The organism is Pseudomonas sp. ASL9, from assembly GCF_056680335.1.
In genome coordinates, this window is record NZ_CM155277.1 from 5,516,961 (window position 1) to 5,542,913 (window position 25,953).

Annotated in this window: 11 protein-coding genes and 1 pseudogene; 6 read left to right on the plus strand and 6 right to left on the minus strand. The window is 58.3% G+C overall.

Annotated elements, in window-relative coordinates; translation table 11 throughout:
* Positions 1-136 precede the first annotated feature (136 nt).
* The 5 genes from AC1ME2_RS25425 to AC1ME2_RS25445 all read left to right on the plus strand — a co-directional run bounded on the left by AC1ME2_RS25425 (position 137) and on the right by AC1ME2_RS25445 (position 18,452).
* The gene (locus tag AC1ME2_RS25425; RefSeq protein WP_480437845.1) at positions 137-325 is read left to right on the plus strand and encodes a hypothetical protein; all 189 of its coding nucleotides are present in this window, start codon (positions 137-139) and stop codon (positions 323-325) included.
* Positions 326-424: 99 nt separating this feature from the next.
* Complete coding sequence (locus AC1ME2_RS25430) at positions 425-1,465, plus strand: Ldh family oxidoreductase (RefSeq protein WP_480437848.1); 1,041 nt, start codon at positions 425-427, stop codon at positions 1,463-1,465.
* Positions 1,466-1,566: 101 nt separating this feature from the next.
* A complete protein-coding gene (locus tag AC1ME2_RS25435; protein WP_480437850.1) occupies positions 1,567-2,334 on the plus strand; it encodes a SapC family protein in 768 nt (255 codons plus the stop codon).
* A gap of 1,525 nt (positions 2,335-3,859) precedes the next feature.
* Positions 3,860-17,251: a hypothetical protein gene (locus AC1ME2_RS25440; protein WP_480437852.1), complete on the plus strand. Its 13,392-nt coding sequence runs from the start codon at positions 3,860-3,862 to the stop codon at positions 17,249-17,251.
* Between the two features lie 742 nt (positions 17,252-17,993).
* Positions 17,994-18,452: an REP-associated tyrosine transposase gene (locus tag AC1ME2_RS25445; protein WP_480442330.1), complete on the plus strand. Its 459-nt coding sequence runs from the start codon at positions 17,994-17,996 to the stop codon at positions 18,450-18,452.
* 81 nt (positions 18,453-18,533) lie between these two features.
* Here AC1ME2_RS25445 and AC1ME2_RS25450 read toward each other — a convergent pair whose 3' ends face one another.
* The 4 genes from AC1ME2_RS25450 to AC1ME2_RS25465 all read right to left on the minus strand — a co-directional run bounded on the left by AC1ME2_RS25450 (position 18,534) and on the right by AC1ME2_RS25465 (position 23,651).
* Positions 18,534-19,946, minus strand: a complete 1,413-nt coding sequence (locus tag AC1ME2_RS25450; RefSeq protein WP_480437854.1) for a TolC family outer membrane protein — start codon at positions 19,944-19,946, stop codon at positions 18,534-18,536.
* A complete protein-coding gene (locus AC1ME2_RS25455; RefSeq protein ID WP_480437857.1) occupies positions 19,943-21,268 on the minus strand; it encodes an HlyD family type I secretion periplasmic adaptor subunit in 1,326 nt (441 codons plus the stop codon). The genes AC1ME2_RS25450 and AC1ME2_RS25455 overlap by 4 nt, the downstream gene beginning before the upstream one ends.
* Positions 21,269-21,281: 13 nt before the next feature.
* The gene (locus AC1ME2_RS25460) at positions 21,282-23,018 is read right to left on the minus strand and encodes a type I secretion system permease/ATPase (RefSeq protein WP_480437859.1); all 1,737 of its coding nucleotides are present in this window, start codon (positions 23,016-23,018) and stop codon (positions 21,282-21,284) included.
* 312 nt (positions 23,019-23,330) lie between these two features.
* Entirely contained in the window at positions 23,331-23,651 is a 321-nt protein-coding gene (locus tag AC1ME2_RS25465) for an ElaB/YgaM/YqjD family protein (RefSeq protein WP_480437861.1), read from the minus strand.
* A gap of 165 nt (positions 23,652-23,816) precedes the next feature.
* Between AC1ME2_RS25465 and AC1ME2_RS25470 the strand changes: the two genes are divergently transcribed.
* Positions 23,817-24,071 carry a hypothetical protein gene (locus tag AC1ME2_RS25470; protein WP_480437863.1) on the plus strand — a complete coding sequence of 85 codons (255 nt, stop codon included), beginning with the start codon at positions 23,817-23,819 and terminating at the stop codon, positions 24,069-24,071.
* Positions 24,072-24,139: 68 nt separating this feature from the next.
* Here the strand turns inward: AC1ME2_RS25470 and AC1ME2_RS25475 are convergent.
* Positions 24,140-24,276: pseudogene (locus AC1ME2_RS25475) on the minus strand (LysR family transcriptional regulator); the annotation flags it as partial.
* Between the two features lie 61 nt (positions 24,277-24,337).
* A complete protein-coding gene (locus AC1ME2_RS25480; protein ID WP_480437865.1) occupies positions 24,338-25,456 on the minus strand; it encodes a helix-turn-helix domain-containing protein in 1,119 nt (372 codons plus the stop codon).
* Positions 25,457-25,953 lie beyond the last annotated feature (497 nt).

The following is a 25,953-nucleotide window of genomic DNA, read 5'->3' on the forward strand; positions in this document are numbered from 1 at the left end:
TCGACGTCTCCATTGAGGTGCGCGCGGCCTGTATAGCAGGTTTGCATGCTGGGCTGCCGTCTGCTTGCCATCAGCGGTACCATGGGTACGCATGTGGGCAGAACACATGATTTCTACGAACATTCAGGAAGCCGCTATGACCAACAAACAACGTTTGATGTATTCGATTCTGATCGCCCTTGTGGTGCTGGGGATCATGCTGGGCTTGTCGCACTTGCAGACCACCGGCGTGATCACCGAGAAGACCTTTCAGTACATTGCCATCGCGGTCGCGGTGTTGGTGGTGGTCATCAACGGGATCATACGGCGCAAGGTCAAGCCCTGATTACAGGGTGACGCTCAGGCTGGCGATGCCTGCTTGAGCGTGCGCGGGATCAATGAATAACGTCATTACCTCCCTCTAAAAACAATACCGGAGCTTAAAATGTCTGCATCCAGCGATACCGTGGTCCACGTCGAGACGCAAAAAATCTCTTTTCTTCAGTTGGTAGAGCTGCTGCGCCAGGTGTTCCAGCGCAACGGCACCTCGCCGGAAGTGGCAAGTGTGTTGGCCGAAAACTGCGCTAGCGCTCAACGTGACGGTTCCCATAGTCACGGTATTTTTCGGGTTCCCGGCTACCTGTCCTCCCTGGCCAGCGGTTGGGTCGACGGCAAGGCCGTGCCCAAGGTCGAGGATGTCGGCGCGGCGTTCATTCGGGTTGATGCGGCTAATGGCTTCGCTCAACCGGCATTGGCCGCAGCCAGACCGTTGCTGGTGGAGAAGGCCAGGAGTGCGGGGATTGCCATATTGGCCATTCGCAGTTCCCACCATTTTGCTGCGCTTTGGCCCGATGTCGAGCCATTCGCAAGAGAAGGACTGGTGGCGTTGAGCGTCGTCAACAGCATGACTTGCGTAGTACCGCATGGTGCGCAACGGCCGCTGTTCGGCACCAACCCCATTGCGTTTGCCGCACCCAGGGCTGGTGGCGATCCGATTGTGTTCGATCTGGCCACCAGCGCTATTGCTAACGGCGACGTACAGATTGCCGCTCGCAACGGCACGATGCTCCCGGCAGGCATGGGCGTGGACCGAGCCGGGCAACCGACTGAGGATCCGAAGGCGATCCTCGACGGCGGGGCGTTGCTGCCGTTTGGTGGTTATAAGGGCTCAGCCCTGTCGATGATGGTCGAACTCCTCGCCGCAGCGCTCACGGGGGGTAACTTCTCGTTCGAGTTCGACTGGTCCAAACATCCCGGCGCGCAAACGCCCTGGACGGGCCAGTTGTTTATCGTCATCGATCCGAACAAGGGAGCGGGGCAGAACTTTGCCGAGCGCAGCGAGGAGTTGGTCCGGCGGATGCACGATGTCGGCCAGGAACGCATGCCGGGCGACCGCCGCTACCTGCAGCGGGCGAAGGCGCTGGCCGATGGCATCGATATCCCCGTGGCTGAACTGGCGCGGTTGCGGGAATTGGCGGGGGTTTAGCGCTAAAACCTAACATCACTCATGTTGCCAGGCGCCGGGGGGTTGCCAATGCCGGTCATGCCCCTTAGTCGCTTGGCAACGTCTTACCTACGAGTTTGCAGATGCCTACTTACGCAGCCATTAGTCATGAATTACACCGTAACAAGCGCTGGTTGCGCCGCACATCGTTAGCTTTTTCCAGGACGGATACCGTCGCACCCCTGTTCGTGAATGAATTGGCTGCCGCCGTCCAAGCCATGCCGATAGCCTTCGTCAAGCAAGCGCAAGGCTTTGTACTGGTTGTTGTGATGGGCCTGAAGCCTGGTGAGAACGTGTGGGTCTCGGCAGAGGGAAAATGGCTGGCAGATTACATGCCCGTCACTTACCGCAGCAGTCCTTTCGAGTTGCTCGCGGTCACAGGCCAGGAAGGCCAACAGGTTTTGTGTATTGATCAGGACTGTGTAACCGACAGCGCAGAGGGTGAGCCGTTTTTTTATGAAAATGGTGAAATCACCGCAGCCATCAGTGAAGTTTTCAACCTGGTGAAACAGTTCAATGCAAGCCGCCAGCTGACCCAAAATATGTGTGCCGTGTTGGCGGAACATAGCTTGATCAGCCCATGGAAAATAGGCCTGAATAACGGCGTCGAGGAGCAGTCTGTTGCAGGGCTTTATAAGATCGATGAAGCGGTATTGAACACCTTGTCTGATGAGGCGTTTCTGGCATTACGCCAGGCAGGCGCCTTACCGTTGGTGTATTGCCAGCTTTTGTCCATGCAGAAAATTGATGCCTTGGCCCAACGGATTCAACCGCCTAAAGCAGAGCCTTCAGCCAAGGCAGAGACGCCAAGCGTTGCTAGCGAAACCTTCGATTTTTCGGGTTTGTATTAATCGCAACGATGGTCACCAAGCAACAGATAGCCCATTGAAAAAAAGCATAAATATTATTAGATTTTCAGCCAAACGCAGAGCCCTGTAGGAGCTGCCGAAGGCTGCGATGGATCGCGAAGCGGTCCCAAAAATGCTGAGCACCGTTCTACTGTCAGAATCGAACTCGCTAATTTTGCAACTGCTACGGTCGGGCGCGACCCCGGACCGATCGCGGGACGCGTAGTCTTGTCTGCGAAGACCATTCAACGCGGTCCACCGGTCTTACCTTGCTCTAACATCGGCCAGCCGGTGATCATGGCTTCATGGTCAAGACCGAGCCCGCCGGAAGCCCGTGCCGGGCTTATTCGCAGCCTTCGGCAGCTCCTACAGAACCCCGTTTGCGGCGCGACAGCGCGGCGTCTTCTATAAAAAAAGCATAAATATTATTAGAATTTCAGCCAGCCGCAGAGCTCTTGTAGGAGCGACCGGGACGCGTAGTCTTGTCTGCGAAGACCATTCAACACGGTCCACTCGTTGTACCTTATTCCTCTGTGGGAGCAGGCTTGCCTGCGAAGAGGCCGTCATGTGTCGTGTAAAGCAGAACGTCATGACTTGCGGGATATTTGAGCCTGATCCAGCGCGTTCGCATTGGGACGCGTAGTTGCAAGCCTGCTCCCACGGGAATTCAGAGTGAACCAAATACCCCGTTTGCAGCGCGACAGCGCGGCGTCGAAGGCCAGCCCGAGCCTTCTATTACCACCCCCCTGGATTCGACAGAAAAAACAAGGTGCTTAGTTGCCCGGTATTTGTGAACCAGTCGTGGTTTCGTACTTGAGGGTGCGGCGCATGTGACCACTAAGGTTTTTTATAGGCCACTTATCTAGGTGCTGCATTACATTGCGATGTTCATCCTCTGGGCGCTTGCCTACATAGGCGTAACTCGCGGTACTACAGACGTAGCGGGGGCTTTTAATCCCTGGATTCAGGCTGAGAAAGGCGCTACAGCCGTACGATTGATGCGACAACCACCTTGAAAAAACTGCGTTGGGAAAAATTTTTTGGCGTCTGGATCCATTCTGTATTTACTTATGCTAGATTCGCTCCCAATAAGTAGTGCGCTTTGCATTTGATGTTAATTTCATAAAAATCTTCTGAATTTTCAGAGAGACGTATTGAAATAATCGATCCGCCGTGTGCGTCAAGTACCTCAAAATCAGGCCGTGCCGTAACTCTCGCAAAAAATGGTTGCCCGTATTTTTGGTTCGCGTTCTAGGGTATCTCTCCCGGAAACGTGCTCAAAAACAGGGCTAAATATTCGATTTTTCACAGATAATGGCACCAATAATGGCGTGGATATGGCACCAATAATGGCTTAAATATGGCCCCGATAATGGCGCAAATATGGCACCAATAATGGCATCCAGGTCGCGCCCGCATTACGTTTCACCCAATTATGAAGCAGGTAACCGGCCCCTGATGGCCTGGTGTACGAAAGCATCCGGCTGCTAAAGCCGCTCAAATCTGAATTTGTGCTCAGGAAAATTTAATGCCTACTATTACTCCTATTACTGTTGCGGCGGCGCTACTCTCCAGTGCCACTGGGTTGACGATCTCGGATACAAAAGCAAACGTCTTCTTGATTAGCAATCTAGCCGGCCTCCAAGCGAAAAATAGCCAGATTGCAAGCATTGTGCTGAGTGACGCTACACCTGGTACGGCCACCGTCACGGCAGCGCAGCTGGTCGCCGACGCAGCCGTTTTGGGCAAGATCACCACCACCTACACCCTGGCCGTTACCGGCACTATCACTGCGGCTCAGGCGACAACGCTGCAAGGTACGGCCAACGCGGTCGCCCAAGTGCTCCCGCGCATCGCGGCTAACGGGCTGACGATAGCCGACACCGCTGCCAGCTTGGTAACACTGGGTGGCTTGAGCGGCACGACATTCCTGACCAATCAAAACGCCACCGTTACCAGCGCAGCGACTATTGCGCAGCTTAATGCCGTTCAGTCAGCTGTCGGATCGACAGGCGTGATTACCGCGAACACCATCAGCGACACGGCCGCCAACCTGATCAGCGGCACGACGGTCAATAGTTTCGTGAAGGCCGGCGTCGCCGTAACGGTGACAACCGCCGCCACAATCGCCCAATTAACGGCAATCGATGCTGCCAACACGACTGGAGCGGTAACCTATACCAGCATCAGCGATACCGCAGCCGGTCTGTTCAGTGGCACTAACGGTGCGCTCAGCACACTCGTGAAGGCCGGCGTCGCCGTAACGGTGACAACCGCCGCCACGATCGCCCAGTTGACGGCGATTCATGCTGCCGACACGACCGGAGCGCTCACCGCTAACAGCATCAGCGACACGGTCGCAAACCTGATCACTGGCACGACGGTCAACAGTTTCGTGAAGGCCGGCGTCGCCGTGACACTGACAAGCGCCGCCACAATTGCCCAATTGACGGCGATCGATGCTGCCAACACAACTGGAGCGGTCACCTACACCAGCATCAGCGACACGGCCGCCGGTCTGTTCAGCGGTACTAACGGTGCGCTCAGCACACTCGTGAAGGCTGGCGTCGCCGTGACGGTGACAACCGCCGCCACGATCGCCCAGTTGACGGCGATCCATGCTGCCGACCTGACTGGAGCGCTAACCGCTACCAGCATCAGCGACACGGCTGCCCACCTGACAAGTGTCACGACGGTCAACCTGATCATTGTCACGACGGCCAATAGTTTCGTGACCGCCGGAGTCGCCGTAACGGTGACAGGCGCCGCCACGATCGCCCAGTTGACGGCGATCGATGCTGCTAACACGACTGGAGCGGTCACCTACACCAGCATCAGCGACACGGCCGCCAACCTGGTCACTGGCACGACGGCCAATAGTTTCGTGAAGGCTGGCATCACTGTGACGCTGACAAGCGCCGCCACAGTTGTCCAATTGCTGGCGATCGATGCTGCCAACACGACGGGGACGGTCACCTATACGACCATCAACGACACGGCGGCCAACATTCTGGCAAACGCCGCCCTTACGGGTTCTGTCGTCACCAACAGCAAAACAACGGCTTTGGTTGTCAATGACACCATCGGCGATGTTGCAGGTAGCCTGACCGCACTGTTGGCGTTGAAAACCTCCGCGCGCACTGTCACGGCGAACATCACCGGGACGACGGCGGACCTGCTGAATGCCAGCAACGCGGCCGCCCTGGCTCTGGAAAGCAGCGTTACGCTGATCGCTAACACCCCTAGCGACAACGTGGTGACCGTCTTACAAGCGACCAAACTCGAAGGCCTGAAGGGCTTCAACAGCGCTGGCTTACTGACCATCTCCGACAAAGTGACCAATCTGACTCCCAGCGCCGCGCAGGTGATGATTCAGAAGGCCATTCTTACTGGTGGCGGTGTTACTGTCGTCGTGTCCGACAGCGCGAAGGTCAGCGTCGCAACCGCTAAGATTCTGTCGGCGATTCACGCCCAGTTGGCGGTCACAGATGCAAACGGACTGGGCGTGACACTGACGGTCTCGGATACGGCGGCCAATATTCATTCCGGCCTGTCTGCCCTGGGTCTGGCAACCACAGTCGCCATCACTGGCAATTTGCTGGCGGCCGATGTTGCCACCCTTACCTCCGATCTAAACAACATCGCCAACGCAGCTTATGCAGGCAAGCTGAACCTGAGTGGGGCGACGATTACCGCTGGTAATGAGACGGTCGCCCAAATCACCACGCTGTTGAATGCTCACTATGCTGGGCCGTATACGCTGTCGGACACGGCCGCTAATCTGCTGGCATCCAGCACGACTACCGCTGTGACAGGCGCGGCCCATATTTATGTCAGCGGTAACAATCTGTCGGCGGGCGATGTCGCCAACCTGCAGGTGTCGATTGCCACCGCAAACCTGAGCCTGGTGACGAATACCCCGACGGGCCTTACTATCGGGCAAGCCGTATGGGCCAGCAGCCACAAACTGGCGCACTACGGTGTGTCGGCAACCGCAGCTGACCTGCTCAACCCTGCAAACGTAGCCGCCTTGAGCGGCGCCACCTCTGTCGCCTTGTTGGGCAGCGATGGCACTGCCGACACGGTTAACGTGGCCCAGGCGCTGAAACTGGAGACGCTGGCGAGTTTCACCGCCGCCTCAGGCACCCTCACTATTTCAGACACGGTAGCCAACCTGACTTCGGCGTCGATGACCAAGGCGATCGCTTTCGCCGGCGTGCATTCCGCCAACGTTCAAATTAACACTGATGCATCGGTCACTGTCGCCACCCTCACCAAGCTGAGCGCGATCCACGCCACAGCAGGTACTGATGTAACACTGGTCCTGCAAGACACTACGGCTAATGTGCTCGCTGCTGGGGTTATCGTTGCCGTCGAGGCTCGCATCAACGCGATGCATGTGTCCAGCCTGACGCTGACCGGCTCCCTGACCGGGGCCAACCTGAACGCCCTGGGCGTCCTGGTGGCTGCCGTGAATGTTGACGGCTTTACCGTCGACCTCACGCATGCCGCGATTACCGGCACGCTGACCGGGGCACAAGCGGCCCTGGCGGTGACGGGTGGTTACACAGGTGGCTACTCAATCACCGACTCGGCTACCAACGTACTGAGCGTACTGGACGCTACTCCGGCTGTTATTTCCGGCGCCTCGACCATTTTTGTCTCCGGCGTGGCTTCGGCAACGCAATTTGAGGCATTACTGGTAAGCACTTCTGCTACCAAGTTCAACCTTGCCAGCTTGACCATCAATACCGCCACGGCGGCCCAGTTGCTCGATCCGTCCATCGCCTCGCACCTTGCGACCACGGTGACCATCGACACGAGCGCGCCGGACGACAACGTTGTAACGGTGGCTGAAGCCGCTCAGCTGGAACACATCCATGGCTTTACTGCTGGCGGTAATCTGACCATCAGCGACACCGTTAGCAACCTGACCTCGCATGCAGGCGTGGCAGCGATCAACGCCGCTGGCGTGCATGCCAACGGTATCGTTATCAGCGACAGCGCCGTCATCAGCGCGTCCACCGCCACCGTGCTGGCAGCGCTGGGCGCCAGCACCACAATGGCTGACGGCGAGACCCTGACCGTCGTCGACACCACTGCGAATGTCGCTGCTCTCGGCCTGGCTGCCCTGGCCTTGGCGACGTCGATACAGGTGAATGCAGCGTCGGCTGGCTTGGCCGATTACAACACCGCAGTGTTGGCGCTGCATGGCCATGCTAATGGTTCCGTCGTACTGCCAGCTTCGTTGCAGTCGATCACGCTGGATTTGTCGATCGTTACCGATATCGCGAACGCGAGCTACATAGCGGCACTTGAGGCAGCGGGCGACACGTTTCAGATCACCACAACGCAGGCGGGTTACGCCGATGCGATGACAGCGCTGCATGGCTACGTGCATGGCAGCGTCGTGCTGACCTCCGGCGAAACCGTGACATTGGCCTTTGCTGATTTCATCGGCACGAACAATGCGGGCTATGTGCAGTCGCTGGAAGCAGCGAGGGATTTCCTCCATCTGACAGCGGCTTCGACCTCGTTGGCCGACTACAACGCCGCAGTGTCGGCGCTGCACGGCTACGCCAATGGTTCCGTCGTGATGCCAGCGGCAGCGCCAGTAACGCTGACGTACAGCGACTTCACCAGTACCGCCAACACGGCCTATATCGGGTTGCTGAAAGCAACGAATAGCCCGATCACCCTTATCGCCACCTCGATGTCGCTGACCGATTACAACGCGGCCTTTAGCGCTCTTGGCGATAACGGGGTCGTTGTTGTCCCTGGGTTCTCGACGCCGATTACCCTCAGCTATGGCGACTTTGTCAATAACCCTGGCTATGTGACAGCGCTAGAGAGTGCCTGGAAAGGGCACGGTACGATCATTGATGTAACCGCTGCGTCGGATTCGTTGGCGGACTACACCGCGCTGACCACTTACATTGCGAATAATCACTACCAGAATGTTTCGGTCGTCGTGCCGTCCTCGGCGACACCGGTCACGTTGACCTATAGCGTTTTCGCAGGCAACACCGCCTATGTGGCTGCTATGGGCGCCGCAGGCAATAACATGATCGTCACAGCGGTTTTGGCCGCAGATGCCGCGATTGTGCAACATACTGCCGGGGTGGTTTCGTACTCGATCAGCGATACGGCGGCGGCTTTGCTGAACCATGCGAGCGATGCTGCTGTGCTCGCGGCTTCGTCGATTAGTCTGACGGCCAATGTGACCGGGTTGTCGGTGGCGGATGCACTGACACTCTTTGGTACCGGCGTTGGCGATCTGCATGTAGCGCTTAATGGATACACCTACACAGTTAGCGACAATGCCACGGCTCTTGCTGGCGCCGCTGCTTTGCTGTTGGGCAATGCTGCTGCGGTGACGGCATTGGGTGTGGCGACTGCTGCACAGGCGACGATCATCTACACTGGCAACCATGCGGCGACGTTTGCGACGATCTCCGACACGGCCGCTGCCCTTGCAGCAGTGAACGCTGTGGCGCTGGGCCATGCGACAACAGTGCTGGCGACGGGCACAACCAATGCCGCCGATGCGACGACCTTGTACGGCGTCTTGAGCACGGCGACGTTTGCAACGATCTCTGACACGGCCGCTGCCCTTGCGGCAGTGAACGTTGTGGCGCTGGGCCATGCGACGACAGTAACGGCGACGGGTACGGCGACTGCTCTAGAGGCGACGACGATCTACACCGGCAACGTTGCTGCGACGTTTGCGATGATCTCCGACACGGCCGCAGCCCTTGCGGCAGTGAACGCTGTGGCGCTGGGCCATGCGACGACAGTGCTGGCGACGGGCACAACCAATGCCGCCGATGCGACGACCTTGTACGGCGTCTTGAGCACGGCGACGTTTGCAGCGATCTCCGACACGGCCGTTGCCCTTGCAGCAGTGAACGCTGTGGCGCTGGGCCATGCGACGACAGTGCTGGCGACGGGCACAACCAATGCCGCCGATGCGACGACCTTGTACGGCGTCTTGAACACGGCGACGTTTGCAACGATCTCCGACACGGCCGCTGCCCTTGCAGCAGTGAACGCTGTGGCGCTGGGCCATGCGACGACAGTGCTGGCGACGGGCACAACCAATGCCGCCGATGCGACGACCTTGTACGGCGTCTTGAGCACGGCGACGTTTGCAACGATCTCTGACACGGCCGCTGCCCTTGCGGCAGTGAACGTTGTGGCGCTGGGCCATGCGACGACAGTAACGGCGACGGGTACGGCGACTGCTCTAGAGGCGACGACGATCTACACCGGCAACGTTGCTGCGACGTTTGCGACGATCTCCGACACGGCCGCAGCCCTTGCAGCAGTGAACGCTGTAGCGCTGGGCCATGCGACGACAGTGCTGGCGACGGGCACAACCAATGCCGCCGATGCGACGACTTTGTACGGCGTCTTGAACACGGCGACGTTTGTGGCGATCTCCGACACGGCCGCTGCCCTTGCGGCAGTGAACGCTGTGGCGCTGGGCCATGCGACGACAGTGCTGGCGACGGGCACAACCAATGCCGCCGATGCGACGACCTTGTACGGCGTCTTGAACACGGCGACGTTTGTGGCGATCTCCGACACGGCCGCTGCCCTTGCGGCAGTGAACGCTGTAGCGCTGGGCCATGCGACGACAGTGCTGGCGACGGGCACAACCAATGCCGCCGATGCGACGACCTTGTACGGCGTCTTGAACACGGCGACGTTTGTGGCGATCTCCGACACGGCCGCTGCCCTTGCGGCAGTGAACGCTGTAGCGCTGGGCCATGCGACGACAGTGCTGGCGACGGGCACAACCAATGCCGCTGATGCGACGACCTTGTACGGCGTCTTGAACACGGCGACGTTTGTGGCGATCTCCGACACGGCCGCAGCCCTTGCAGCAGTGAACGCTGTGGCGTTGGGCCATGCGACAACAGTGCTGGCGACGGGCACGACCAATGCCGCCGATGCGACGACCTTGTACGGCGTCTTGAGCACGGCGACGTTTGCAGCGATCTCCGACACGGCCGTTGCCCTTGCGGCAGTGAACGCTGTGGCGCTGGGCCATGCGACGACAGTGCTGGCGACGGGCACAACCAATGCCGCCGATGCGACGACCTTGTACGGCGTCTTGAACACGGCGACGTTTGCAACGATCTCCGACACGGCCGCTGCCCTTGCAGCAGTGAACGCTGTGGCGCTGGGCCATGCGACGACAGTGCTGGCGACGGGCACAACCAATGCCGCCGATGCGACGACCTTGTACGGCGTCTTGAGCACGGCGACGTTTGCAACGATCTCTGACACGGCCGCTGCCCTTGCGGCAGTGAACGTTGTGGCGCTGGGCCATGCGACGACAGTAACGGCGACGGGTACGGCGACTGCTCTAGAGGCGACGACGATCTACACCGGCAACGTTGCTGCGACGTTTGCGACGATCTCCGACACGGCCGCAGCCCTTGCAGCAGTGAACGCTGTAGCGCTGGGCCATGCGACGACAGTGCTGGCGACGGGCACAACCAATGCCGCCGATGCGACGACTTTGTACGGCGTCTTGAACACGGCGACGTTTGTGGCGATCTCCGACACGGCCGCTGCCCTTGCGGCAGTGAACGCTGTGGCGCTGGGCCATGCGACGACAGTGCTGGCGACGGGCACAACCAATGCCGCCGATGCGACGACCTTGTACGGCGTCTTGAACACGGCGACGTTTGTGGCGATCTCCGACACGGCCGCTGCCCTTGCGGCAGTGAACGCTGTAGCGCTGGGCCATGCGACGACAGTGCTGGCGACGGGCACAACCAATGCCGCCGATGCGACGACCTTGTACGGCGTCTTGAACACGGCGACGTTTGTGGCGATCTCCGACACGGCCGCTGCCCTTGCGGCAGTGAACGCTGTGGCGCTGGGCCATGCGACGACAGTGCTGGCGACGGGCACAACCAATGCCGCTGATGCGACGACCTTGTACGGCGTCTTGAACACGGCGACGTTTGTGGCGATCTCCGACACGGCCGCAGCCCTTGCAGCAGTGAACGCTGTGGCGTTGGGCCATGCGACAACAGTGCTGGCGACGGGCACGACCAATGCCGCCGATGCGACGACCTTGTACGGCGTCTTGAGCACGGCGACGTTTGCAGCGATCTCCGACACGGCCGTTGCCCTTGCGGCAGTGAACGCTGTGGCGCTGGGCCATGCGACGACAGTGCTGGCGACGGGCACAACCAATGCCGCTGATGCGACGACCTTGTACGGCGTCTTGAACACGGCGACGTTTGCAACGATCTCCGACACGGCCGCTGCCCTTGCGGCAGTGAACGCTGTGGCGCTGGGCCATGCGACGACAGTGCTGGCGACGGGCACAACCAATGCCGCCGATGCGACGACCTTGTACGGCGTCTTGAGCACGGCGACGTTTGCAACGATCTCTGACACGGCCGCTGCCCTTGCGGCAGTGAACGTTGTGGCGCTGGGCCATGCGACGACAGTAACGGCGACGGGTACGGCGACTGCTCTAGAGGCGACGACGATCTACACCGGCAACGTTGCTGCGACGTTTGCGACGATCTCCGACACGGCCGCAGCCCTTGCAGCAGTGAACGCTGTAGCGCTGGGCCATGCGACGACAGTGCTGGCGACGGGCACAACCAATGCCGCCGATGCGACGACTTTGTACGGCGTCTTGAACACGGCGACGTTTGTGGCGATCTCCGACACGGCCGCTGCCCTTGCGGCAGTGAACGCTGTGGCGCTGGGCCATGCGACGACAGTGCTGGCGACGGGCACAACCAATGCCGCCGATGCGACGACCTTGTACGGCGTCTTGAACACGGCGACGTTTGTGGCAATCTCCGACACGGCCGCTGCCCTTGCGGCAGTGAACGCTGTAGCGCTGGGCCATGCGACGACAGTGCTGGCGACGGGCACAACCAATGCCGCCGATGCGACGACTTTGTACGGCGTCTTGAACACGGCGACGTTTGTGGCGATCTCCGACACGGCCGCTGCCCTTGCGGCAGTGAACGCTGTGGCGCTGGGCCATGCGACAACAGTGCTGGCGACGGGCACAACCAATGCCGCTGATGCGACGACCTTGTACGGCGTCTTGAGCACGGCGACGTTTGCAACGATCTCTGACACGGCCGCTGCCCTTGCGGCAGTGAACGCTGTGGCGCTGGGCCATGCGACGACAGTAACGGCGACGGGTACGGCGACTGCTCTAGAGGCGACGACGATCTACACCGGCAACGTTGCTGCGACGTTTGCGACGATCTCCGACACGGCCGCAGCCCTTGCAGCAGTGAACGCTGTAGCGCTGGGCCATGCGACGACAGTGCTGGCGACGGGCACAACCAATGCCGCCGATGCGACGACTTTGTACGGCGTCTTGAACACGGCGACGTTTGCGACGATCTCCGACACGGCCGCAGCCCTTGCAGCAGTGAGCGCTGTAGCGCTGGGCCATGCGACGACAGTGCTGGCGACGGGCACAACCAATGCCGCCGATGCGACGACCTTGTACGGCGTCTTGAGCACGGCGACGTTTGCAACGATCTCCGACACGGCCGCTGCCCTTGCGGCAGTGAACGCTGTGGCGCTGGGCCATGCGACGACAGTAACGGCGACGGGTACGGCGACTGCTCTAGAGGCGACGACGATCTACACCGGCAACGTTGCTGCGACGTTTGCGACGATCTCCGACACGGCCGCAGCCCTTGCAGCAGTGAACGCTGTAGCGCTGGGCCATGCGACGACAGTGCTGGCGACGGGCACAACCAATGCCGCCGATGCGACGACTTTGTACGGCGTCTTGAACACGGCGACGTTTGTGGCGATCTCCGACACGGCCGCTGCCCTTGCGGCAGTGAACGCTGTGGCGCTGAGCCATGCGACGACAGTGCTGGCGACGGGCACGACCAATGCCGCCGATGCGACGACCTTGTACGGCGTCTTGAGCACGGCGACGTTTGCAGCGATCTCCGACACGGCCGTTGCCCTTGCAGCAGTGAACGCTGTGGCGCTGGGCCATGCGACGACAGTGCTGGCGACGGGCACAACCAATGCCGCCGATGCGACGACCTTGTACGGCGTCTTGAACACGGCGACGTTTGCAACGATCTCCGACACGGCCGCTGCCCTTGCAGCAGTGAACGCTGTGGCGCTGGGCCATGCGACGACAGTGCTGGCGACGGGCACAACCAATGCCGCCGATGCGACGACCTTGTACGGCGTCTTGAGCACGGCGACGTTTGCAACGATCTCTGACACGGCCGCTGCCCTTGCGGCAGTGAACGTTGTGGCGCTGGGCCATGCGACGACAGTAACGGCGACGGGTACGGCGACTGCTCTAGAGGCGACGACGATCTACACCGGCAACGTTGCTGCGACGTTTGCGACGATCTCCGACACGGCCGCAGCCCTTGCAGCAGTGAACGCTGTAGCGCTGGGCCATGCGACGACAGTGCTGGCGACGGGCACAACCAATGCCGCCGATGCGACGACTTTGTACGGCGTCTTGAACACGGCGACGTTTGTGGCGATCTCCGACACGGCCGCTGCCCTTGCGGCAGTGAACGCTGTGGCGCTGGGCCATGCGACGACAGTGCTGGCGACGGGCACAACCAATGCCGCCGATGCGACGACCTTGTACGGCGTCTTGAACACGGCGACGTTTGTGGCGATCTCCGACACGGCCGCTGCCCTTGCGGCAGTGAACGCTGTAGCGCTGGGCCATGCGACGACAGTGCTGGCGACGGGCACAACCAATGCCGCCGATGCGACGACCTTGTACGGCGTCTTGAACACGGCGACGTTTGTGGCGATCTCCGACACGGCCGCTGCCCTTGCGGCAGTGAACGCTGTGGCGCTGGGCCATGCGACGACAGTGCTGGCGACGGGCACAACCAATGCCGCTGATGCGACGACCTTGTACGGCGTCTTGAACACGGCGACGTTTGTGGCGATCTCCGACACGGCCGCAGCCCTTGCAGCAGTGAACGCTGTGGCGTTGGGCCATGCGACAACAGTGCTGGCGACGGGCACGACCAATGCCGCCGATGCGACGACCTTGTACGGCGTCTTGAGCACGGCGACGTTTGCAGCGATCTCCGACACGGCCGTTGCCCTTGCGGCAGTGAACGCTGTGGCGCTGGGCCATGCGACGACAGTGCTGGCGACGGGCACAACCAATGCCGCTGATGCGACGACCTTGTACGGCGTCTTGAACACGGCGACGTTTGCAACGATCTCCGACACGGCCGCTGCCCTTGCGGCAGTGAACGCTGTGGCGCTGGGCCATGCGACGACAGTGCTGGCGACGGGCACAACCAATGCCGCCGATGCGACGACCTTGTACGGCGTCTTGAGCACGGCGACGTTTGCAACGATCTCTGACACGGCCGCTGCCCTTGCGGCAGTGAACGTTGTGGCGCTGGGCCATGCGACGACAGTAACGGCGACGGGTACGGCGACTGCTCTAGAGGCGACGACGATCTACACCGGCAACGTTGCTGCGACGTTTGCGACGATCTCCGACACGGCCGCAGCCCTTGCAGCAGTGAACGCTGTAGCGCTGGGCCATGCGACGACAGTGCTGGCGACGGGCACAACCAATGCCGCCGATGCGACGACTTTGTACGGCGTCTTGAACACGGCGACGTTTGTGGCGATCTCCGACACGGCCGCTGCCCTTGCGGCAGTGAACGCTGTGGCGCTGGGCCATGCGACGACAGTGCTGGCGACGGGCACAACCAATGCCGCCGATGCGACGACCTTGTACGGCGTCTTGAACACGGCGACGTTTGTGGCGATCTCCGACACGGCCGCTGCCCTTGCGGCAGTGAACGCTGTAGCGCTGGGCCATGCGACGACAGTGCTGGCGACGGGCACAACCAGTGCCGTTGACGCGACGACCTTATACAACGCCTTGCACTCGGCGACGTTTACGACAATCTCCGACACAGCTAGCGCACTGGCGGCAGCAGATGCCGTGGCCCTGAGCCATGCGACGACAGTAACGGCGACGGACACAGCGACCGCTGCGCAAGCGACGTCCATCTACAACGGGAACCATGCTGCGACCTACAGCATAAGCGACACATCCTCGAATATTTTTGCTGGCAGTGCAGAGTCGGTGAGTCATGCGACGACAGTGACGGTTAGCGACACGATTAGTGTCGCGACGGCCAACTCGATCCATGCCTTGAAGGCCGCGGCGAGCTACAGCATCAGCGACACAGCGGCAAATTACGCTTCGGCCAGCGGCACACTGACGACCAACTCGGCAGCCTTGACCTCCGGCACGAACGTAACGGTTACCACCTCTGCCGACATGGCGCAGTTGCACGCCATCAAGACGGCGATTGGCGGCGGTACGCTGACGGCGTCTGGCGGTGTGATCGACACTGCGGCGGATTACGCATCGGCTAATGGCACGCTGACTAATGATGCTTCGGCTCTGGCCAGCGGCATGAATGTGACAGTCACCGGCCTCGCCGATCTGGCGCAATTGGTGGCTATCCAGGCCAGGATCGGTAGCGGCACCCTGACCAATAACGGCATAAGCGACACAGCGGCGGACTTGTTCTCGGGTGACAGCCTTACTACCGGCGCTGCCAGCGCCTCAACTTATCTGGTGCATGGGGAGAATGTGACGCTGACCGGCAACGGCGTTAATGCCCCTGACCTGGCGCAGTTGCAAGCGGTCAAGCAAGCGATCGGCAGCGGCACGCTGACTTACACAGCCGTAAGCGACACCTATGCCAATCTGCACGCGAATGCCAACGCCTTTTTGACTGGCGCGCTCAATATCACTGTGACGGATCAGCAGACCATCGCCAACCTGGTAACCATCCAGTCGGAGACAACCGGTACAGTCACGGCCCTGAGCATCAACGACACGGCGGCGAATGTGCAGGCGACTCCGGGGTTTGTGAAGGGTGGTGTTACCACCGTTACGCTTCACGATACGGCAGCGCATTTGCTTAACCCTGCTTATACAACAGCGGTCGGCTCGGCTAGCTTCATGAATATCGACGCGGGTGTAGGTGATACCGTTAGCGCGAGCAATCTTCAGACGTTGGAGTCGGAAGCGACGCTCAACGCGGTCAATGGCGGCGTTAACGCACTGACCATCGCGGATACGGTCAGCAACTTGAACTCTGCGATAGCCAACATCAATATCATCTCGGGAGTGGCCGCCCCGGTTGTGCATGTATCCCAGGCGTCGACGGTATCGGCATCGGTTGCGCAAACGTTCTACACCAACTACGCAAGCGGGGAGTTAGTGCTAGGTACCAATACTGTTGCAGGCGGCGCTAACCACAGTTACAGCGCAAGTGGATCAAGTTCCATCATCATCAGTGACTCGGTGGGGAATGTCCTCAACGCGGCCAACTTCGGGGGTGAAGAGCTTGCACATGCCATCGATATCACCGGATCGGTCGCCAGCGGATACATCACGTCGCTGATGACACTCAACGCTAATCTGGTCACTGCTGTTGGTGGGAATGCCCCTAGCTTTGACTTGAGTGCGGCGAACTTGTCCATGTCGACACTGACGGGCGCGCAGGTAGGGTTCTTGACCAGCACCGGCGGGGCAACCAGTTCGGCTGCAATGACCGTAAACAGTGTCATCGGGTCGGTTGATCTGGCGTCGGTATCCAACGCGAGCACGATCAACCTGAACATGGGCGCAGCTACCGGGACGGTTAACATAAGCAATGCCAATACCTCGACCAGCTTTGTTCTTAATCTGACCGGCATGACAGGGGAAACCAACAACGGATTTACGGGTGCAGCATTGGTAACTTCTGGGCATGGCTATACAGCTTCCGATGTTGGCGGGAATCTGGATATCCATGTGGGCTCGGTTGATGTTGTGCTTGTGGGTATGTCCGTTGCGTCTCACGCTGGCCTGACTATCACGAGCTAAGTCGTGTTGTCAGTGGGTTGTGGCCTTCTGGCTGCAACCCTTGCAGCAGGTGTGCTTACTCTGGCATCGTCATGAAGGTTTGATAGCAGGCGTAACCCGGACGAAGCCGCAAGGCGGTATCCGGGTGAAGCCCGAAACGTCAACGCCACACCCCTCACAAGGGGGCTGGCTGTTACGTTTAAAGATTGAATATAAAGTCGTAAATCATTCAGAACCCGCGTGGCCCTTGGCTTTCGCGGGTTTTTTTATGCGCGCAAGATAGGCGTAGTTCTGGGGGGAAGGGCGGCAGGCGGTGCCCTTATGGACAAGGAGTGCTGTCGCGCAGCAAACGGGGTCTCGATTCTGCCCGGAGGGCGTAGGAGCGTGCTTGCCCGCGATAGGCCGGGGTCGCGTCCGACACGAAGGGCCTTCGGGGTTCTGTAGGAGCTGCCGAAGGCTGCGATAGGCCGGGGTCGCGGGCGACCGGCACGATCTTCAGCGGTATAAGGAAAGCGACCGGTTCCGTCGGACGCGACCCCGGGGCGATTCGCAGCCTTCGGCAGCTCCTACAGGGGATCAGCGTTTTGCTGAAAACTTAATAACATTTATATTTTATTTTTCAATCACTTACAGGTTGTTGATAGGAGCTGCCGAAGGCTGCGATGCGGTACACCTGACACACTCCGCCAATCAATTATTTTGAAAAATAGCGCTTCTGCACATAGCCTCGGAAACTTGATCTATGGTCGAGGAGGCAAAGGGATTGTCGACTTCATTTAACGGACACCGCTTACGTACAGGACGATTTTCCGTCCCAGGTAACGTGTATGTACTCACCGTGGTGGTTGAGCAGCGCAAGCAAGTATTCTCTGACTGGCGATTGGGACGTCTTGTGGTGCAGCAGTTCAGGTCAGCAGAAGAATGCGGCATGGTTCACTCCTTGGCCTGGGTGGTCATGCCAGACCACTTCCACTGGATGATTGAGCTGCAAAAAGGCTCGTTGCCCGATCTCATGTGCCGAGTGAAGTCTCGCAGTAGCCAGACGCTAAAGCGCAGGACGCACCATAACGGTCGTCTTTGGCAAAGAGGCTATTACGACCGAGCGCTTCGAAGTGAGGACGACTTTAAAAAGGCAGCCCGTTACATTGTCGCCAACCCTCTGCGAGCCAGATTGGTAACGCGGATTGGAGACTATCCTCTTTGGGATGCCATATGGTTTTAGCGCTTGTGCGCCTTATCGCAGCCTTCGGCGCGGAGTACCCAGCTCCTTGCAGGAGCAATAACGGCTAACCGTGAGCTGCAATCATTGTTTTGGGTTCTGGTCGAGGGCGGGGTTTGTTTTACTGCTGCTGCCCAACCAAACGTTGACACTTTCGACGCTTTCACTGGACTGCTTGCCGGCCCAACGGTTGAGGATGAACAGGTTGGTGATGAAGTCATACTGGGCTTTGAGCAAATCGCGACGTGCCTTGAATTCATTCTGTACGCTGGTCAGGACGTCCACGGCGTTCACCACTCCATAGGTAAATGCTTTTTGCGAGGCGATGCTCGATTGTTCGGCCGACGCCAGGGCGTTGCGGTCGGCACGTATTTTTTCGACGCTTGAATCAGCGGTCAAATACGCATTGGTTATCTCTTTTACGATCTGCCGACGCGTTGCTTCTAGTTGCTGTTCAGCAGAGACCTGATCCTGATAAAGCCCGCTGACTCTCGCCGACGTTGACCCGCCACTGTAGATGGGCACTGACAACTGTAGGCCGGCGACATAACTGTCCGTTTTTGGGGCCAGGCTGTTGTTATAGCCTTCGGTCGTGTTTTGCGCGCTCAGGTTCACGCCGAGTGTTGGATAGTGCCCGGCCTTACCTCCGCGCACGGCTGCCTCCGCAGCCTCGACCGCGCTTTGATTGGCTTTGAGCGTGGGGTTTTCAGCCATGCCCAAGGTGACCCAACGCTCAAGACTTTCAGTGGATACCTGCAATTCCACGTCACTGCGGATGCGGCTGAGTTTTTCCGTGACCGGACGACCGACAATTTCCGACAGTGCCGCCCGGCTTAAGCTGACCTGATTACGGGCACCTACTTCCTGGGCGGCCAGGGAATCAACACGCGCCTTGAGGTCGAGCACGTCAGTGATCATCGCGAGTTGTTTCTGGTACAGGGCGTTGACCCGATCGAGGTTTTTTTGAGTCGCACGGCGCTCGGCCTGGACCAACTCAAGCTCATCATCGTCTGCCAGGGAGGTGAAGTAGCGCTGCGCCAGATCGACGGCCGCTTCAGTCTGAGCTTCTTCTGATTCAGAGACGGATTGTTTCGCCAGGCTTTTGTATCTCTGGAAGTTCTCCCACACGGCCTTGTTGTAGATGACCTGGCTCAAACTCACGCTGTAGTTTTCGCTATTGTAAATCTGGTCAATCTGCGCACTGGTTTGCTTGATACGGTTGGCACCCGCGTTCGCGGTCACTTGTGGCAATAAAGAACCGAACGCTTCGCGTTGATGCTCTTTGCCCGCCTCAGTCCGGGCGTAGGCCGCCAGCACACGAGGGTCCTCCAGGCGCGACTCACGATAAAGCTGCATCAAGTCAGTTGAGTAATCTTTCGCGCTGACACTTGAGGTCGGCAGTTTCAGGGTGGAGGGTTCAGCGGTTTTCGGCTCGGCGGCATGCACCTGCAGCGCCAGCACCCCCAACATCACACATGGAAGCAGGCGCACGGTCATTCCTCAATCATCGATTCTGAAATAGCATTACGTGCCGGTTGCATCAGGTATTGCAGCATCGTGCGTTTACCTGTGTTGATCAGCGCGTCCGCTGGCATACCCGGGACCAGTTTGTGATCCCCCAGTTTCTTCTCACCCGCTTCGGTCAAACGAAGCCGAGCCAAGTAATACGGCTGCCCGGTTCGCTCATCGGTCAGGCGGTCGGCAGACACTTTGGTGACGATACCTTCGATATCCGGAGTCGTTGCACTGTTAAAGGCGCTAAAGCGAATTTGAGCCAATTTGCCAACGCCGATGCGATCAATGTCGACAGGCGCCACATGGGCCTCCACGATCAGATCAGAGACGGACGGCACTATATCGAGAAGCGCCGTAGCGGCCCGTACAACGCCACCTATGGTGTGGACAGTCATGCCGATGACCATGCCATTATCCGGTGCCCTGATGACAATACGACTCAGCCGATCCTCAAGTGCGGCATCCCGTTCTTGCAGGTCATAGGCCTTGGTCTGGACTTCAGCCAATTGCTTGACCACGTCCGAATTGAAGTCCTTGCTGATTTGCACAAGTTGTAGCTGTGTTTCATTGATCTGCAGGCGCGTCTTTATGATTGAAGAGCGGTGGTCCGCCACTTCTGATTTAAGCATGTCGAGTTTGCGTTCTTGTTCGAGCAGACGCTGTTTATCGATGAACCCTTGAGACAACAGTTCGTTCAACTCACCGATTTCGCCGCTGTAGGATTTCCCCAGATTGTCCTTGGTACCGATCATGTCGTCGGTGCCCTTGATTTGCTGGTTTAGCTGGCCAATTCGTTCTTGCAGTACTGCAATCTGACCCAGGCGAGCGCCACGGCGCGCATTGAACACTTGGGTTTCCCCATTGCGTGCTTCAGTGCCCCGAACGTTGTTGAGTTCGGCAACTTTGTCAAAGTTGATCGACGCAAGATTGTCGCGCTCAGCGATCAAGCGCGCTTCCATTGCTTTGGCAGCAATAAGCTGGCTGCGGGTCATCTCGTATTCCGCGCGCAATTGGCTGTCATCAAGAATGATGACCGGATCGCCTTTTTTGACGATGTCGCCGTCATGGACCAGCACGTCTTTGACGATGCCACCCTCCAGGTGTTGAACCGTCTTGCGATAGGTTTGTACGGTCACGACCCCTGGCGCATAGGCTGCACTGTCCAGCGGCGCGAAAGCCGCCCAGGTTCCGAATACACCGAAAACCACAAAAATAATGCTGAACCCAAGGCGGCGCGTCTTACGGTCCGAGGTCGGTACATCACTGAAAGTGTCGGGGGCTGTAATGAGAGTATTTCGATTCATCGACATCTTCCTGTCAGACGCTGAGTGGCGCTGCGCCTGAGGCGACCTGGGTTGCGTTTTGTTGGGCTTTTGCTTTCGCGGCAAGCTCGGCCATGACCTGTCCGGTCGGCCCATACATGCTGAGCAGGCCATCATTCATCACCATCAGGCGATCGAGTTGGGACAAGATGTTGGTGCGGTGGGTGATGACAAAAATGGTCGACCCCGTCGCCTTCAGGTAGGTGAGGGCGTAAGACAATGCCCGCTCACCAACCTCATCAAGGTTGGAGTTGGGTTCATCAAGGATGATCAAGCGTGGCGTGCCGTAGATCGCCCGGGCCAGACCAATGCGCTGGCGTTGACCGCCGGACAGGTTGACGCCATCGCTGCCGATGACCGTGTCGTAGCCTCTAGGCAGCAGCAGGATCATTTCATGAACGCCCGCCACTTTCGCCGCCTGAATAACCTTCTCAGCGTCAACGTCGGCGAAGCGAGCGATGTTTTCACTGACGGAGCCTTCGAACAGCTCAATGTCCTGTGGCAGGTAGCCGACGTGCGGCCCCAACTCTGCCTTGTCCCAATTACTGATGTCGGCACCATCAAGGCGCACGACCCCGTGCTGGACTTGCCAGATCCCCAATAACGCACGTGCTAGCGTGGATTTGCCCGATGCGCTAGGGCCAATGACGCCGACGACCGTCCCGGCCTGAACGGTGAAACTGACACCTTTAAGGATGGGCGCTCGGGAACCCGGTGCGCTGACGATAATGTTCTCGACTTGCACATTACCTTCAGGCGGGGGCAAGGACATACGCGCTGGCTCGGAATGCAATTTTTCCAGGATTTCGTTGAGGCGGTTGTACTGCCCACGCGCAGCAATAAAACCTTTCCAACTGCCGATAATCAGGTCGATAGGGGCCAATGCGCGCCCCAGCAGGACTGAACCGGCCATGACCAACCCTTGGCTGATTTCGTGGTTAACCGCCAGATAGGCGCCCAGCCCTAGAACCAATGACTGCACCAGCACGCGGAAAGTCTTGGAAATTGCCGTGATCGCACCGCCATTGTCGCTGGCCGTCGATTGCAGAAGCAGTACTTTTTTCTGACGCATCGACCAGCGATTGATCAGGGTATTGAGCATGCCCATGGATTCAATGACTTCGGCATTGCGCAAGTTTTTGGTGGTGTAGAGGCTGGCAGCGGTATTTTCTTTATTGGCGTTCGACAGAGGCTTGACGGTCGCCTTCTCATTGGCGAAGGCCAGACAGATCAGAACAATCGCGCAACCCACGGCCATCCACCCATACCACGGGTGGAACATGAACATGACCGCGACATAAATAGGCAACCAGGGCGCATCAAAGAATGCGAATACGCCGTTGCCCGTCATAAATTGACGCAGGTTGGTCAGGTCACTCAGAGGCTGCGCCGAAGCGTTCATGCCGCCAGTGGCCAGTGCCTGTTGAAAACTGGCCCTGTAGACATGGCGACTCAGGGTCACGTCCAGTTTGTTGCTGACACGGACCATGATGCGTGAACGGATCCACTCCAGCAGTCCCGTAGTGACCATCAGTATGACCATGATAATGGTCAGCATGGTCAACGTGGATAGACTGCCGCTGGTGACTACTCGACCGTAAACCTGAAGCATATAAAAGGTAGGGACCAGCATCAGGGCGTTAACAAACAAACTGAAAACACCGACTGATATGAAACTGCTTTTACAAGCTTTTAGTGCAGCCTGCAAGCTGTTTTCATGTGCGTTGCGCATAATTTCCGAGCTGCCACAGGTATATAAAAAAAGTGCAAAAGTGTATCACTCGATTAACGCACAAGACATGGGGAGAGCTTTTAATAGTGGCAGATCGACGTCTTTTTTACGTGGGGGATTTTCCCCCGTTTTTACATGGTTTTTCGGTAAGCCACAGACCTGCTTCTGGCCGCCAGGCCGTAGGAGTGAATTTATTCGCGATCGGCCGCGCAGCGGTCGCGGTGCTTGTCCTTGCCAAAACAAGTCCTTAGTTCAAAAAAGATTGAACGAAATACCCTGCCACGCGCACCGAACCGCTTTTTTATTCAATGCTTACGAGCGGCGCCCCAGCAGCAAGCCCACGACCAGGCCCAGTCCCGCGGAGAGGGCGACGGTTTGCCATGGGTGACCACCAATATAGTGTTCGGTGGCGTCGACCACGGGTTGGGTGCGTTCACGCACGTTGGAGACCGAATTCAGGGCCTGTTTAAGCTTCAGGCTCAGTTGCGCACGCAAGGTTTCAGCATCGTCGCCCACCAGCGCAGCGCTGTCTCTGAGCAACTTGTCCGATTCCTCGATCAGCGCCTGCAACTCACTGAATGCCTGATCCTTGATTTGCTCGGCAGCGTTTTGGACAGGGGTTTTACGAGCCATGATGTCTTCCTTTCAATTGACAACGAGAGTGAGCAATGGAGTCTCCGTCGAGCGGAAAAGTTGCAGTCTTTTTTGCTTTCATCGGCTAAGTCGGCAAACATTACCGGGTAAGAAACCTCCTACGGCAGTGTAAGATACAGTCGATTTTAGCCACAGGTGACCCTCATGAGTTTCAACCTGGCCAACCGGCCCGTTGCTGAGCGCTCAGCGCTTGAAGATGAAAAATCCAGACTGTTCGATCTCTGGCAGAGCAACCTGGGCAAGGCCAAGAGCGATGCTGCCCGGCTGGTGGGTGAAAAAGCCAAGCGCAAAGGTAAATGGGCCGAATGGGTTCGTTCGGAGCTCGACGTCATGTCCCCGCCCGAATACGCCAACATGGTGCGTAGCGAAGTGAATCGGTTGATGGCGGCCTTCAAGTAAGTCCCCGACGGTCAGCTCTCAAAACAGTTCGGCGATTGCATCCTTGACCTTTGTCACTGCCGGGTGGGCAGACCGACCGCTACCGAGCGGCCCTCGAAATTGTTCCGTGTGGGGTCGACCATCGCCAGGCTCTTTGTCGGCATTTGTTCAGCGCATCGGTGACCACTGGCATCAATTGATTGGCGCGCAATGTCGGTGCCAGCCCCACACGGCCATAAATACTGGAGTTTTGTCTCTCGGATTTTCTGTAAACAAGGCCCCTGAAATCAGCAAGCGAACTCGTTGGTAGGCTCACACTTTCGCTGTGCAGCCTTGATGCGATGGTCCTGCGGGGACATGCCATAACTGCGGCTGAACGAGCGGGTAAAGTCCGAGGCGCTTTTGAAACCCAGGCTGTAAGCGATTTCAATAACCTGCCGATCGGGATATCGCACCAACTCGTCTGCGGCTTCACGCAGTCGGCAATTACGGATGTAGCGGCCCAATCCGCCCTCATGCTGGAAAAGCCGATACAGCGTATGGCGCTGCAATTGTACCGCCGCCAGAACGCTCTCCGGTGTCAACCAGGGTTGATACAGGTTGTTTTGCACATAGCGTCTGGCTTTGTCGAACATTGCGCTACGCGCCGCCGCCCGGACGTTACCCCCCAGTTTGGCCTGTTTGGCAAATGCGCCGAGCATTAACTGAATGCTGGTATCGAACGCTGTCGTTGCTTGATTCGGACTCATGTTTGGCAGACTTTTCGAGAGTGCCGCGACATGCTCGATCATCAGTTGGGTAAGCGGGGTCGTGTTGGCGAAGACGCGACCGTGGATCGACTCTGCGTGTGGTAGCGCGGCGTCTACTATCGATCGCGGTACAAAGAATGCCAGTACCCGACAATGACTTCGGTGCATTCTTATCGGTTGGTTCATGTCCATGGCGACGATACTGGCCTGCGCGGGGTTGCGGCTTTCAATACCCCTGCCCTGAATGGAATCAATGCCGCCCTCGGTGAACACTTGAAAAACGTAATCCCGGACGCTGTCCGTCGAGATGCGTGCGACCGAGCGATCAAGCAGCAAGGCGTCGCTCGAGCAATCGGTGAACAGTCGAGCTCCTAACGTATAACGGTCGATAGAGCCGTAAAAAGGTGATTCGACTGCCTTGGATGAGGGCAATACGTCAATGATGTGCCCGACTCGACGGCGCCAGGCCAAAAACTGATTGGGGACTGGCTCCGTGCTTACATCGAAGCGATCGGGAGCCTGGCTGGCACCCAATGGGGGTTGAGGCGATTGAGTTGGCGCGGGACTGTTCATAACTTCACTGCTGACCATTAGATCAAGGTTGACATCGATAACCGGACCGCAATGGCGTCCACTGAATGTAGGCCGACGTTTCATGCAGGCAGCCATTATCGCTGTACGGCCCTGTGCGTATCTGCTTTTTTCAGCGTAATGAAGATTTTTTCGCTTTCGCTACAAGAACCCAGCGCTGCTTATACGGCATAGGGGATACCGCGGAGGCTTAAAATAGTTCAAAAACTGCAACGCACGGTCAAGTCGTACAAAAAAAAACTGATAGATTTCCAACAGGTTCACGTTTTAAAACGTGATCCTCTTATATGGGGTTGTCAGGTGCTTTTTGCACTAAATAAGGGTGAAAATCTTTTTTTGCTCAGCAGTGGCGTCTTTTGTTAAAGGCTCGGTGCAGATCAATTCAGGTGTTCACCTGATGTTGTCAGCGGTGGTGTCAGCGCATTCTTGTCCAGGGTTTAGTCGACGGCCATAGCACGCTCTTAATGGGGTGCTGGGTCGAGTGGGTTGAAATTTAGTTGATTAACGAGTCATTGGAAATTACGCCTTAAGTACAGTAATGATCGGAGCATCGACAGCAAAAT

Excerpts from the sequence above, each read along its gene's own strand:
- AC1ME2_RS25425 (WP_480437845.1), top strand. The coding sequence starts at position 137 with ATGACCAACAAACAACGTTTGATGTATTCGATTCTGATCGCCCTTGTG.
- AC1ME2_RS25430 (WP_480437848.1), top strand. The coding sequence starts at position 425 with ATGTCTGCATCCAGCGATACCGTGGTCCACGTCGAGACGCAAAAAATC.
- AC1ME2_RS25435 (WP_480437850.1), top strand. The coding sequence starts at position 1,567 with ATGCCTACTTACGCAGCCATTAGTCATGAATTACACCGTAACAAGCGC.
- AC1ME2_RS25440 (WP_480437852.1), top strand. The coding sequence starts at position 3,860 with ATGCCTACTATTACTCCTATTACTGTTGCGGCGGCGCTACTCTCCAGT.
- AC1ME2_RS25450 (WP_480437854.1), bottom strand. The coding sequence starts at position 19,946 with ATGACCGTGCGCCTGCTTCCATGTGTGATGTTGGGGGTGCTGGCGCTG.
- AC1ME2_RS25455 (WP_480437857.1), bottom strand. The coding sequence starts at position 21,268 with ATGAATCGAAATACTCTCATTACAGCCCCCGACACTTTCAGTGATGTA.
- AC1ME2_RS25460 (WP_480437859.1), bottom strand. The coding sequence starts at position 23,018 with ATGCGCAACGCACATGAAAACAGCTTGCAGGCTGCACTAAAAGCTTGT.
- AC1ME2_RS25465 (WP_480437861.1), bottom strand. The coding sequence starts at position 23,651 with ATGGCTCGTAAAACCCCTGTCCAAAACGCTGCCGAGCAAATCAAGGAT.
- AC1ME2_RS25470 (WP_480437863.1), top strand. The coding sequence starts at position 23,817 with ATGAGTTTCAACCTGGCCAACCGGCCCGTTGCTGAGCGCTCAGCGCTT.
- AC1ME2_RS25480 (WP_480437865.1), bottom strand. The coding sequence starts at position 25,456 with ATGAAACGTCGGCCTACATTCAGTGGACGCCATTGCGGTCCGGTTATC.